The 12,767-nt window shown below is 63.8% G+C and carries 11 protein-coding genes; 2 read left to right on the top strand and 9 right to left on the bottom strand.

Annotated elements, in window-relative coordinates; all coding sequences use genetic code 11:
• Positions 1–161: 161 nt before the first annotated feature.
• Genes GJT30_18430 through GJT30_18420 form a run of 3 tightly spaced genes read right to left on the bottom strand, consistent with a single transcriptional unit; the run spans position 162 to position 2,399 of the window.
• Complete coding sequence (locus tag GJT30_18430; protein MSM41597.1) at positions 162–452, bottom strand: Dabb family protein; 291 nt, start codon at positions 450–452, stop codon at positions 162–164.
• 13 nt (positions 453–465) lie between these two features.
• Complete coding sequence (locus tag GJT30_18425) at positions 466–1,455, bottom strand: zinc-binding dehydrogenase (GenBank protein MSM41596.1); 990 nt, start codon at positions 1,453–1,455, stop codon at positions 466–468.
• 56 nt (positions 1,456–1,511) lie between these two features.
• Complete coding sequence (locus GJT30_18420; protein MSM41595.1) at positions 1,512–2,399, bottom strand: DUF815 domain-containing protein; 888 nt, start codon at positions 2,397–2,399, stop codon at positions 1,512–1,514.
• A 189-nt stretch (positions 2,400–2,588) separates the two neighbouring features.
• On the opposite strand from GJT30_18420, the gene GJT30_18415 reads away from it, so the two are divergent.
• Complete coding sequence (locus GJT30_18415) at positions 2,589–4,610, top strand: molybdopterin-dependent oxidoreductase (GenBank protein MSM41594.1); 2,022 nt, start codon at positions 2,589–2,591, stop codon at positions 4,608–4,610.
• Positions 4,611–4,637: 27 nt separating this feature from the next.
• On the opposite strand, the gene GJT30_18410 is transcribed toward GJT30_18415, so the two are convergent.
• The gene (locus tag GJT30_18410; GenBank protein MSM41593.1) at positions 4,638–5,345 is read right to left on the bottom strand and encodes a response regulator; all 708 of its coding nucleotides are present in this window, start codon (positions 5,343–5,345) and stop codon (positions 4,638–4,640) included.
• A 134-nt stretch (positions 5,346–5,479) separates the two neighbouring features.
• Between GJT30_18410 and GJT30_18405 the strand changes: the two genes are divergently transcribed.
• Positions 5,480–6,571, top strand: coding sequence for a glycosyltransferase (locus GJT30_18405; protein MSM41592.1), 1,092 nt, complete (start codon positions 5,480–5,482; stop codon positions 6,569–6,571).
• 9 nt (positions 6,572–6,580) lie between these two features.
• Here GJT30_18405 and GJT30_18400 read toward each other — a convergent pair whose 3' ends face one another.
• The 5 genes from GJT30_18400 to pdhA all read right to left on the bottom strand — a co-directional run bounded on the left by GJT30_18400 (position 6,581) and on the right by pdhA (position 12,766).
• A complete protein-coding gene (locus GJT30_18400; GenBank protein ID MSM41591.1) occupies positions 6,581–6,928 on the bottom strand; it encodes a c-type cytochrome in 348 nt (115 codons plus the stop codon).
• Positions 6,925–9,348 carry an AAA family ATPase gene (locus tag GJT30_18395; protein MSM41590.1) on the bottom strand — a complete coding sequence of 808 codons (2,424 nt, stop codon included), beginning with the start codon at positions 9,346–9,348 and terminating at the stop codon, positions 6,925–6,927. Before GJT30_18395 ends, GJT30_18400 begins: the two co-directional genes overlap by 4 nt.
• Positions 9,349–9,384: 36 nt before the next feature.
• Positions 9,385–10,656, bottom strand: coding sequence for a 2-oxo acid dehydrogenase subunit E2 (locus GJT30_18390; protein ID MSM41589.1), 1,272 nt, complete (start codon positions 10,654–10,656; stop codon positions 9,385–9,387).
• Positions 10,641–11,630, bottom strand: coding sequence for an alpha-ketoacid dehydrogenase subunit beta (locus GJT30_18385; GenBank protein MSM41588.1), 990 nt, complete (start codon positions 11,628–11,630; stop codon positions 10,641–10,643). The genes GJT30_18390 and GJT30_18385 overlap by 16 nt, the downstream gene beginning before the upstream one ends.
• A 158-nt stretch (positions 11,631–11,788) precedes the next feature.
• Complete coding sequence (gene pdhA / locus GJT30_18380; protein MSM41587.1) at positions 11,789–12,766, bottom strand: pyruvate dehydrogenase (acetyl-transferring) E1 component subunit alpha; 978 nt, start codon at positions 12,764–12,766, stop codon at positions 11,789–11,791.
• Position 12,767: the final 1 nt, after the last annotated feature.

Genomic DNA, 12,767 nt, shown 5'->3' with positions numbered 1-12,767 from the left:
CGGTTCAGGATAGTGCCCACCCCGAAGGAAATGAAGGAGGAGAACGGCGCGAACTGGTGCAATGCCAAAAATTCACGTGGAATTCCGGCAGCAGAGGGAGAGCGCATAAAAAAAACGGCCTGCGGGAACAGGCCGTTTCACTGCGTGGTCGGAAGGTAACGCTACATCTCGTAATCGACGGCAATGATGGAACTGCAGACTGCCTTCATGAGCGGCACCACCTCGCCGGCATGGTAGGGGTGGACCTGGTAGGCCTGCAGGTCAGGCATCGAGTCGAAGCGGGTGTAGAGCGCAACGTCGTAGGAGCGTTCGGAGCGGATCACGTCCACCCCGACCTCCAGGTGCCTGAGCATGGGGATCTTCCCCTCCATGCTGAGCAGCTTGTCGCGGACCTCGGCGATCCCTGCGGGAGTCGCCTCCTTGAGTTTGAACAGAACGATATGGGCTATCATGTGCGGATCCCCCTCAGGCGCCGATCTTCAGGACGATCTTGCCGAAGTGCTTGTCTTCTTCCATCATCCGGTGCGCCTCCACCACCTGGTCGATGGTGAAGACCTTCTCGATGATCGGCACGATGGTCCGGTCGGCGAATTTGGGGAGCGCGGTCTTCGTGAACTCGGCGACGATCTCCCCCTTGTCCCTTACCGGACGGGAACGGAGCACGCTGCCGATGATCTGCTGGCGCTTCACCATCATCAGGGCCAGGTTCAGCTCGGCCTTGATCCCGCTGATGACGCCGATGATGACCAGCCTGCCGGCATAACCGAGGGAGTTCATGTTGGGGGCAAGGTACTTGGCACCCACATGATCGAGGATGACATCCACCCCCTTCTTGTTGGTGAATTCCTTGACCGCCTCGGAGAAGTCCGGGGTGGTAGTGAAGTCGATGACCAGGTCGGCCCCCAGCTCCTTGACCTTGGGCATCTTGGCCGGGCTGGCAGTGGCGATGATCCGGGTATTGGGAACCAGGGCCTTGCAGAGCTGGATGGCCGCGGTGTTCACCCCGCCGCCGCCGCCATGCAGGATGGTGGTGTTATTGTCCTTCAGGCCGCCGATCATGAAGACGTTGAGGAAGGCGGTGATGTAGGATTCGCAGACACATGCCGCCTCCTCGAAGCTCATGCTTTCCGGTATCCGCATCAGGTGGCTGGCGTAGGCAACCGCATATTCGGCATAACCGCCGCCACCAACCAGCGACATGACCCGCTCCCCCTTCTGCCAGCCGGTGACGCCGGGACCGAGCTCCTCGATAACCCCGGCCACTTCCAGGCCGAGGATGACCGAATCCCCCGGCGGCGGCGGATACTTGCCTTCACGCTGTACCAGGTCGGGGCGGTTGATGCTGGTCGCCATCACCTTTACCAGGACCTGCCCTTCCGCCGGCGTGGGCCGCTCGGCCTCTCCGACCTTCAGGACTTCCAGGCCGCCAAAACCCTCCATCAGGACTGCTTTCATAGGTAATTCCTCCTTGATTGCATATTCGTGGCTATTCCGGGACCCGCAGCCTTCGGCTACGAGCCGATATTCAACAGTTTTTTCCCGACCCAGTCGCTGGCGAACTGGTTGGCGATCCTGCCGCTCCGGTCCCCCTTCTTCTGGGACCAGAGGATCGCCGCCTCACGCGCGTCATCGTCCCAGGGGGCCGTAACCCCGTGCTTTCGGCCGTAGGATTCGACCCACTGGCGCACCACCTCCAGGTACTGGTCCTGGCTGAAAGGGTGGAACCCGACCCAGAGGCCGAACCGGCCCGACAGCGAGATCTTCTCCTCGACCGCCTCGCCGTGGTGGAGCTCATTATTGACCAGCATGGCGCCGCGATTGTCGCTCTCGTACTCGGGCAACAGGTGACGGCGGTTGGAGGTGACGTAGATCAGCACATTGGGGGGCGGGGCATAGACCGAGCCGTCGAGGGCGCTTTTGAGCATCTTGTAGCTCGACTCGCCGGTTTCGAAGGAGAGATCGTCGGAGAAGACGATGAACTTGTAGGGATGCTCCCTGACCTCGTCGACGATGTCGGGCAGGTGCACCAGGTCGTCCTTGTCCACCTGGACCACCCTGAGCCCCGCATCGGCGTACTGGTTGAGCAGCGCCCTGACCAGCGACGACTTGCCGGTGCCGCGGGTTCCCCAGAGGAGAATGTTGTTGGCGGGAAATCCGGCCAGGAACTGCCGGGTATTCTCCTCTACCATCCGTTTCTGCTTGTCGATGCCGAGCAGATCGTCCAGCCTGATCCCTTCGATCATGTCCAGCGGCTCAAGGTATCCGGCAAAGGAATGACGGTGCCAGTTGGCGGCATAACACCCCTTCCAGTCGATGCGTCCCACCGGCCGGGGAAGGAGCTGTTCGAGGGAAGTCAGCACCCGCTTCAGCTGAGCGGTCAGTTCCCGATCCAGTTCCATGGTAAATCCTTTCTGCGGAGCGATAACAGTGTATACACTCCTCTGCCCCGGATTATATAGCAGGAAGCACCGGTTCGGGCAAGCAAAAAGCCTCCCAGCCGAGCGGGACACAAACGCTGTTTCCCGACGACGACGCGGCATTTTTCCGCTATACTGGGAAGCGTCGGTCATCTGCAAGGAGACGAAACAATGGATCAGAGCATCAAGAGATCGGTCTGCCCCTACGACTGCCCCGACGCCTGCGGCCTGCTGGTCACCGTGGAAAACGACCGGGCCGTGCGGGTAGCCGGCGATCCCGACCACCCCTACAGCCGCGGCACCCTCTGCGTCAAGATGAACCGGTACGAGGAAACGGTACATTCGCCGCGCCGGCTGACGAGCCCGCTCGTCCGTCGTGGCAACAAGGGGAGCGGCGATTTCCGGCCCGTGTCGTGGGACGAGGCGCTTGACCTGATCTGCGAGCGCTGGCAGGAGATCATCGCCCGCTTCGGCGCCGAGGCGATCCTCCCCTACTCCTATGCCGGTACCATGGGGATCGTCCAGCGCAACAGCGGCCACCCCTTTTTCCATCGCCTGGGAGCCTCCCGGCTGGCGCGAACCATCTGTTCGCCGGCCAAGGATGCCGGCTGGCAGGCGGTCATGGGAGAGACGCCGGCACCCCACCCGGACAGTGTGGCAAAAAGCGACCTCATCATCCTCTGGGGGATCAATGCCGCTGCCACCAGCGTCCATTTCCTGAACCGGGTCAACGAGGCCCGTCGCAAAGGGGCACGGGTCTGGCTGATCGACACCTACCGGACCCCGACCGCTGCGGCAGCAGACCGGACCCTCCTGGTCAGGCCGGGCAGCGATGCGGCCCTCAGCCTCGGGATCATGCACATCCTGGCGCGCGACGGACTGGTGAACCGGGGCTTCGTGGCCAGGTCGGTTCAGGGCTTTGCCGAACTGACCGCGGGAGTGCTCCCGGACTACCACCCCCGCAGGGTAAGCACGCTCACCGGTATCCCGGAGCCGGACATCGAAGAGCTGGCAGCAGCCTTCGGCAGGGCCAGGGCCCCCTTCATCCGCGTGGGAAGCGGCCTTTCCCGCTACGGCAACGGCGCCATGACCGTCCGCTGCATCGTCGCCCTTCCCGCGCTGGTAGGGGCCTATGCCGTCGACGGCGGGGGCTGCCTCTGCGGCGTCTCCACCTCGGGCGCCTTTGCCATGAAAGAGGTCGTGCGCGAGGATTTCCTCCCCAAACCGACCAGGATCGTCAACATGAACCAGCTCGGACATGCCCTGACAAAACTCGACGATCCGCCGGTGATGAGCCTCTACGTCTACCACTCCAATCCGGCGGCCATTGCGCCGGACCAGAACGCCGTTCTTGCGGGACTTGCCCGGGAGGACCTCTTCACCGTGGTCCATGAACGCTTCCTGACCGACACGGCCCGTTACGCGGACCTGGTCCTTCCCGCCACCAGTTCGCTGGAACAGAGCGACATCTACCGCTCCTACGGCCACTATTGCATCCAGCGCGCCTGGCCTGCCATCCCGCCGGTCGGCGAGAGCAAGTCCAACTGGGAGGTCTTCTCCCTGCTGGCACAGCGGCTCGGCTTTCGGGAGCCGTTCTTCGGGCAGACCGCCGACGCCTTGATCGACCATCTCCTCGCCATCCCGTCTCCCTGGCGTGAAGGGGTGGACCTGACCCCCCTTGATGCGGGGCGCGCCGTGGAACTGTCCATGGTGCACGATCCGGCCAGGCCCTATGCCACCCCCTCGGGCAGGATCGAGATCCACAACCCGCACCTTTCCGAGCCGCTCATCCGCCATTTTCCCCCCCACCACGAGGCAGACACGGCCTACCCGTTCCGCCTGATGAGCGCACCCAGCCTCTTTGCACTCAATGCGTCATTCTACGAACGTGACGACCTCCGGCTCCGGCAGGAAGGGATGTATCTGATGATGCACCCGGCAGACGCGGCAGACAGGGGGCTGGCAGACAATGACGCGGTCATGGCCTGGAACGACCGGGGGGAGGTGCTCTTTCTGTTGAAGGTAACGGAACAGGTCCCAACGGGGGTGGTGGTGAGCGAGGGGGTCTGGTGGCTGGAGTTCGCGCCGGGGGCGCGCTCGGTGAACGCGCTGACCAGCCAGCGGCTTACCGACATGGGTGAGGGGAGTACCTTTTACGACACCAAGGTGGATGTGAGGAAATCGGCTGCCTAGCCGAAGCCGGGGCTTGCGCGCGGTCCGTCAGCCCCCGGTGCGCTGCTTGTCCACATAGTAGCGGATCGCCTTGATGGCGTCGGTATCGATCTCGGTGAACTCAAGCCCGAAACCGATGGGGAGCCGGGGCTTCTTTCGCTCCTGGTCGGTGTTCATCCAGGCCACGCGCCCCTTTGCCTCGATCCGGGTGCTGGTGCCCGGCAGGGTGAAGGCGATCCGGACCTCTTTATCCGACGATGGGTTGCGATCGGTTGCCAGGTAGAGCCCCCCCAGACTGATGTCGGAACTGGCGGCGCTGTCGAGCGACCCTGCCCCGACAATGGCCACTTCCGTCATACAGGCGACCCGCGGTTCCCGGCGGTCGATGTCGGGCGCATAACGGCGCCCCTTGTCCAGGAAGAGGCGGCGGTCGATCGGCTTGGTCAGGTAATCGTCGCACCCGGCATCGCGACAGCGCTGTTCGTCCGAGGCGCTGCCCGCCGTGGTGACCATGATGACGGGGATGGAACGGAGCAGCGGATCGGCCTTGATGGCGGCGCAGCAGTCCCTGCCATCCATGACCGGCATGTTGAGGTCCATGTAGACCAGGTCCGGCCGTTCCCTGCGAATGACCTCCAACGCCTCTTTCCCGTTGGTGGCGGTCAGTATCCGGACAGCGGAGTGCTTGAGAAAACTCTTTTCCAACTCCAGAAGGAGCTTGACATCATCAACCAGGAGAATCTTCGGGGTAGCCACGCGTAACTCCTTCCTGAACGTCAGGAGCGGCTCTGCTCCATTATAAAGTGCGGTACACGGCGCGGAACCGGCACACCTGATTTGTATCGGTCAGCCCGGCAAAAAGTTGAGGCCATTCACCGGAGCACCATGCCATGCAGCATCCCACACCAGCACCGGAGTTGACGATCATCGTCCCGGTCTACAACGAGGCAGCTACCCTTGCCGGCCTGTTCGCCTCCCTGGCGAGCCAGCAGGAGGTCTCGTGCGAGATCGTCGTCAGCGATGGCGGTTCCGGAGACGGGTCCGTCGCCACGGCAGAGCGCCTGGGCGAACAGTACGGCCTGAAGGTGAGCATCATCAGCGGCGAAAAAGGGCGCGGTCCCCAGTTGAACGCCGGCGCAGGCGTCGCCAGTGCTCCGGTCCTCCTCTTTCTCCATGCCGACTCGCGATTTCCCGATCCCCAGGCCCTCAGAAAGGGGCTCGACCGGTTTGCCGCGGCCTGCGGCGAGTTGGGGGGGGATGCGGTTGCCGGCCATTTCGCGCTCCGCTTCTCGCGCAGCACGACAGCCCCCTCCCTTCCCTACTATTTCTACGAGTGCAAGGCCCGTCTCCACCGGCCTGAGTGCACCCACGGCGACCAGGGGTTTCTGATCGCCAGGAGCTTCTTCGACCGGATCGGCCCCTTCCCCCCGTTTCCCCCCATGCTGGCGGAAACCCTTCTGGCTGAGCGGGTCCGCGAACAGGGGAAGTGGCTGCTCCTCCCCGCCGAGATCCTCACCTCGGCCCGCCGCTTCGAGAGCGAAGGAATCTACCAGCGTCAGGTCATGAACGCCATCCTGATGAACTGCTCACACCTCGAGTGGGAACGGTTCTTCCACGTCACTGCCGGTCTCTACCGCCCCCAGAGCCAGGCCACCGGGCTCGACCTGACCCCGTTCCTGGATGCCACCGCGGATCTCATCCGGCAGATGCCGTTGAAGAGGCGCCTGGCCTTCTGGTATGCCACCGGCGCCTATGTCCGGCGAAATGCCTGGCAGCTCGCCTTTTTCCTCGACGTCCGGTGCGATTTCCGGCGCGGCCTGGGTCCGGGGGAGGGGCCGGCCCGTTTCCTGGGCCGCTACGATCGCCTGGGCGAACCGCTCATCGACAACACCGTCGGCAGGCTCGCAGCTGCCCTTCTCACCTGGTGCTGGTTCCATCTCACCAGGCTCCATGCCCGACAAGGCGGACAACACGCAACCTGAAACGGGATATCAGGGGAAGGTGGCAAGGACGTACCCGGCAATGGCACGCGCCTCGGCATCGGAAACCGTCTGGCGGTCGAAACGGGGCATCCCCTCGCCGGGGTTGCGCAAAAGTGCGACAACATCGGCCACGGTGACGATCCCGTTTGCCTTCAGCACCATCCGGCTCAGGGTTTTCTGGGGATACCTGCTGTTGCCGCCATCGGGATGACAGCCGCTGCAGAAGCGGAGAAAGAGGCGCTCCCCTTCCGGCGTCGCCCGCACGGCAGTCTCTTGCGGGGCCTGCGCCGTGCAGGCGGCCAGCAGGGAGAGGGCCGCCAGCATCAGCGGCCCTGCCTGCCGGGTCCTGCACCTCATTTCTTGTCGTCCTTTTCACGCTCGCCGCTGGCGCCGAATTTCTTCATCTGCTCCAGGATCTGCCGCAGACGCCGGTCAACCAGGAAGTTGACACTCCCCTCGGGATAGCTGCCGTCTTCCTGCATGTCGCCGGCCGGCACGCCGGTCAGGATCTCGATCCCCTGGTCGATGGTCTCCACGCTCCAGATATGGAACCGCCCCTCCCTGACCGCCTCCACCACCTCGTCGTTCAGCATCAGGTGCCGCACGTTGCTCGACGGGATCATGACCCCCTGTTCGCCGGTGAGCCCCTTGGCCTTGCAGACGGCGTAGAACCCCTCGATCTTATAGTTGACCCCGCCGATCGGCTGCACCTTGCCCAACTGGTTGACGCTGCCGGTCACCGCGATCCCCTGCCGGATCGGCAGCCCGGAAAGGACTGAGAGGAGGGCATAGAGCTCGGTGGACGAGGCGCTGTCCCCCTCCACCCCTTCGTAATTCTGCTCGAAGCAGATGGAGGCCGAGAAGGAGAGCGGCTTGTCGTGGGCGAATTTCCCCCCCAGGTAGCCGGTGAGGATCAGCACCCCCTTGTCGTGGATCGGGCCGGAGAGCTTCACCTCCCGTTCGATGTTGACCATGCCGCCGCGACCCATGAAGACCCGAGCCGTGACGCGGGACGGCCGGCCGAACATGTAGTCGGCCATGGTCAGGACCGAGAGACCGTTGATCTGCCCCACCTCCCCGCCATCCACGTCGCAGAGGATGGTGCCGTCCTCGAACAGCTCCTGCAGCCGCTCTTCCACCCGGTTGCTCCGGTAGATCTTTTCGGCGATGGTCTTCTTGACGATATCGCGCGTCACCACCGGGCTCCCCTCCTTGCCGGCCCAGTAGCTCGCCTCGCGGATCAGGTCGGCGATCTCCATGAACTGGGAGGAGAGCTTCTGCTGGTCCTCCACGCTGCGCGCCGAGTATTCCAGCAGGCCGGCCACGCCGCTCCGGTCAAAGGGGAGGAGCTTCTCGTTCTTGCAGTGGGTAGCGACGAACAGGGCATAATCCCTGACGATCTCGGGATTGCGGGTGACCCGGCTGTCGAAATCGGCCTTCACCTTAAAGAACTTCCGGTAGTCCGGCTCCAGGTAGTAGAGGAGGTAGTAGATCCAGGGGGAGCCGATCATGACCAGCTTGGCAGCCAGGGGGATCGGTTCCGGCTTCAGCGAGGCAACGGTCATGAAGCGGTACTGCTCCAGCACATCCTCGATCTTGATCTCGCCGCTCCGGATGCAGCGCTTCAGGGCGTCCCAGGCAAAGGGATTGATCAGCACCTCGCGGGCATCCACGATCAGGTAGCCGCCGTTGGCCCGGTGCAGCGCCCCCGGCTTGACCAGGGTGAAGTTGGTGGTGGCCACGCCACCCATCTGCATGACATGCTCGATCCGGCCGAACAGGTTGTTGTAGGTGGGGTTGGTCTCGAAGACCACCGGGGCGCCTTTGGTATCGCGGTTGTCCACGAAGACGTTGACCGCGTAGCGCTCGAAGGATGGCTCCTGGCGCGGGAGCCGGATGCCGGGGATCTGCTGCTGCGGCTGCTGCGGCTTGAAATCCTCCAGGTTGAGCAGGATATCCTCCTGCACCGAATCCAGGTAGGTCACCACCTTGGTGAACTCGCTGTATTTCTCCTTCAGCGGTTCGATGTGCCGCCCCACCGCCGACAGCCCCAGTTCCCGGTCGAGCTGCGACAGGGTCTCCTTGGTGCTCTTCTCGTTGTCCCGCACCTGGCGGAGCACGTCGTTCAGCGTGTCGGTCAGCTCCTTGCCGGTCTGCTCAAGCTTCTCCCGATCCCCGTCGGAGAGCGCCTCGAACTCCTCCTGGGTGAAGTTGCGCCCCTCCTTCTGGGGGACCATCACCAGGCCGGAGACGGTCCGCTGCAGCGAAAACTCCCTGGCCTCGGCATCCTTTTCTAGGGCGCTGAACAGCTCGCCGTTCTTCTCCTGGTACTCCTCGATGATGGCAGCCTTGTGGGTCTCGTAATCCTTGCTGTCCAAGGCCTTGGGGATGTCCGCCTTCACCCCCTCTAGGAGCTCCTTCATGTCCTTTTCCAGCTCCGCCCCCTTGCCGGCACCGATGGCAAGGGAGATGGGGAGATCCGGGTCCTTGAAGTTGTAGACATAGCACCAGTCCGGCGGGGTCGGCTGGTCCTTGGCCATCTTTTTCAGCAGGTTCTTGATGGTCGAGGAACGTCCGGTGCCGGGCTCGCCCGCCAGGTAAAGGTTGAAGCCGCAGTCGGTGATCCCTAGGCCGAAATCGAGAGACTTGAGCGCCCGCTCCTGACCAATCGTCCCTTCGAGTTCCGGCAGGTCGGCCGTGGACTCGAATGCGAACTGCGTCTCATCACACTCCCAGCGGAGCTGTTCAACGGATAACTTCTGCTGCTCGTTGGCCATGTGGCCCTCCTTTGGATATGGGGCATCTGTTCATCATCATACCAGCATCAGAACCGGCTTTTTCAGTATGCGTTTCAACTCTTTGAGGAACCGGGCCGCATAGGCACCGTCCACCAGGCGGTGATCGGCGGAAAGGGTCATCCGTGCCAGCCTGGCCACCACCGGCTGGCCGTCTTTCACCACAATGCCGTCATAGACGCTCCCCACGGCCAGGATTCCCGCTTGGGGGGGATGGATCACTGCGGCGAATTCGGTGACGTCGAACATCCCCATGTTGGAGATGGTAAAGGTCCCCCCGCTCATCTCCGCCTCGCTCAGCCGGCCGCTGCGGGCGCGCTCCACCAGGCGCCGGCTCTGCACGGCAATCTCCTGCAGCGTCAACGCCTGGCACCCCCGAATTACCGGCACCAGCAGCCCGTCCGGCAGGCTGACGGCCATGCCGATATTGATCTCGTCATGGCTGACGATCCGGTCGTTGACGAACGAGGCATTGAGCATGGGAAACCGGGCCAGGGCCAGGGCCGTCCCCTTCACGATCATGTCGTTGATCGACAGCGGTGAACCGCTCTCCTTCAGTTCGCGGCGCACCTCCTCGACCTCGTCCATCTGGATCTCCACGGTGACGAAGAAGTGGGGGATGGTGCGCCATGCCTCGGTAACGGTCCTGGCGATGGCCGCCCGCATCCGCGACAGGGGCACCACCCCTCCCTCGGCCTGTGGGACCTCCGGTGAGGCCTGCTCACCGGCCAAAGTGGCCGACGGCTCTGCCACGGAGGGCTCCGCCGAAAGCATGACCCCGCTGAACCGCTGCAGGTCCTCCAACAGGACCCTCCCGCCGGGGCCGCTCCCCGTTACCTGGTCAAGGTCGATCCCCAGCTCGCGGGCATGCCTTCTGACCACCGGTGCAGCCTTTTGCTGCAGGTCCTCCGCCTCTGCCGGAGCATGCCGGGGTGGCTGAGGGACTGCCTCGTCCGGCACCGGAGCCGGCGTTGGTGCCGAAACCGGCTCCGCCTGCGGCGCCGCAACCGCAGGCGCTTCAGGGATGGCCGTGCCCGGCACCGCAGACTCGCCCGGTGCGCCGACGATGCCGATCACCGTGCCGACCGCCACCAGTTCGCCCGGCTTCACCCGCTGCTCCAGGAGAGTCCCGCTGGTGAACGCCTCCAGCTCCATCACCGCCTTGTCGGTCTCCACCTCGGCGATGACGTCCCCCCGCTGCACCTGATCGCCAATGCTCTTCTTCCACGCCCCCAGTTTCCCTTCGGTCATGGTGTCGGAGAGCTTGGGCATGATTATGTCGGCTGCCATTGCATGACCCCCTTTACCGCCTGGGTGATGGTCTCCACCCGTGGGATGCAGAGCTTCTCGATCTCCCGTGAATAGGGCATCGGCACGTCCAGGCCGGCGACCCGGCCTACCGGTGCCAGCAGCGTATCGAAGCAGGCCTCGTGGATCCGGTGGGCAATATCGCCGCCAAGCCCCGCGGTCCGCCAGCACTCCTCCACCACCACGGCCCGGCCGGTCCGCCTCGCCGAGGCGAGAAAGGTCTCCGTGTCCAGCGGGTTCAGGGTCCGCAGGTCGATCACCTCGCAGGAAACCCCCTCCTTCTCCAGGACATCGGCCGCCTGCAGCGCCAGCAAGGACATCCGGGCGTAGGCGACGATGGTCACGTCCGTTCCCTCCCGCATGACGCTCGCCTTGCCGAACGGCACCAGGTATTCCGGGTCCTCCGGCACCTCCCCCTTGCTGTTGTAGAGCAGTTCGTGCTCCAGGAAGATCACCGGGTTGTTGTCGCGGATGGCGCTCTTCAGGAGCCCCTTGGCATCGGCCGGGGTAGTGGGATAAGCGATGCGAAGGCCGGGGCAGTGCATGAAATAGCTCTCAAGGCTCTGGGAATGCTGGGCTCCCAGCTGGCTCCCCCCTCCACCCGGCATCCGCACCACCATGGGCAAAAAGGTCTGGCCACCGAACATGAAGCGGATCTTGGCCATGTGGTTGATGATCTGGTCCATGGCCAGCAGCGCGAAGTTGACCGTCATCAGCTCGGCCACCGGCCGCAGGCCCCCCATGGCCGCCCCGACGGCCACGCCGACAATGGTGTTCTCGGAGATAGGGGTATCAAGGACCCGCTGCTCGCCGAACTCGGCCAGAAGCCCGCGGGTCACCTTGAACGAGCCCTCGTAAAGCGCCACGTCCTCCCCCCAGACCACCACGGAAGGGTCGCGCCGCATCTCCTCCTTCATCGCCAGGTTCAGTGCATCGCGATAGGTCATCTCTGACATTGCATAAACCTCCAACCGAATCCACCACAGAGACACGGAGTCACCGAGAAAACCTCAGTGGCTTCTCCATCCTTTGAAGTTACATCCCGATTTTGGGCCTTGTTTCGATCCATGACTTTCTCCGAGTCTCCGTGTCTCCGTGGTAGATGGTCATCCATTCAGACGTAAATATCTTCCCATACTGCCGATGCGTCCGGCCAGGGGGACTCCTCGGCGAACCGGACCGCATCGGCGACAGTGGCCTGAGCCTTTGCCAGAATGGCGTCGAGCTGCGCCTGCGTGGCGATCCCTTCTTCCAGGAGCCGCTTGGCAAAGGCGGGGATCGGGTCGCGCGCTTTCCACATCTCATGCTCGGCCGCGGAGCGGTACTTGGCCGGATCGGCCATGGAGTGGCCGCGGAAGCGGTAGGTGACCGCCTCGATGAAATGGGGGCGGCCGGTCTCCCGCACCTTTTCCGCCGCGTACTTCACTGCCTTGTAGACCGCGATCACGTCCATGCCGTCCACCTTTTCCGAGGGGATGTCATAGCCGCAGGTGCGGCGGTGGATGGAGGAGAGGGCAGAGGAGCGGTGCACCTCGGTGCCGATGCCGTAGAAGTTGTTCTCGCAGATGAACAGAACCGGCAGCTCCCAGAGCCGCGCCCAGTTGAGGGATTCGTGGAAGGTCCCCTGGTTGACCGCGCCATCGCCGAAGAAGCAGGCGGCGATCCGGTCCTCGCCCCGGTACTTAGCGCTGAAAGCGAGGCCGACCGCCACCGGGAACTGGCCGCCGACAATGGCGTATCCCCCCATGAAGTTGAGGGATGGATCGAAGAGGTGCATGGAGCCCCCCTTCCCCTTGCAGACGCCGGTCGCCTTGCCGAACAGCTCTGCCATCACCCGCCGCGGTTCGGCACCGCGGACGATGGCCTGGGCATGCTCCCGGTAGGCGGAGAGGATGTAGTCGTCCAGGTGGAGCCCGGCCGTGGCTCCCACCGCCACCGCCTCCTGGCCGCTGTAGAGGTGGAGGAAGCCGGTGATATGCCCCTTGGTGTACTGCTCGGCGCACGACTCCTCGAACTCGCGGGAAAGGAGCATCTGTTCATGGAGCCTGAGCAGTTCGTTGTCGGGCAGGACCGCCCGAAGTTTCGTTTCCATG

It is taken from the genome of Geobacter sp., assembly GCA_009684525.1.
Lineage (GTDB): Bacteria > Desulfobacterota > Desulfuromonadia > Geobacterales > DSM-12255 > Geoanaerobacter.
This window is presented reverse-complemented; position numbering and strand designations above follow the sequence as displayed.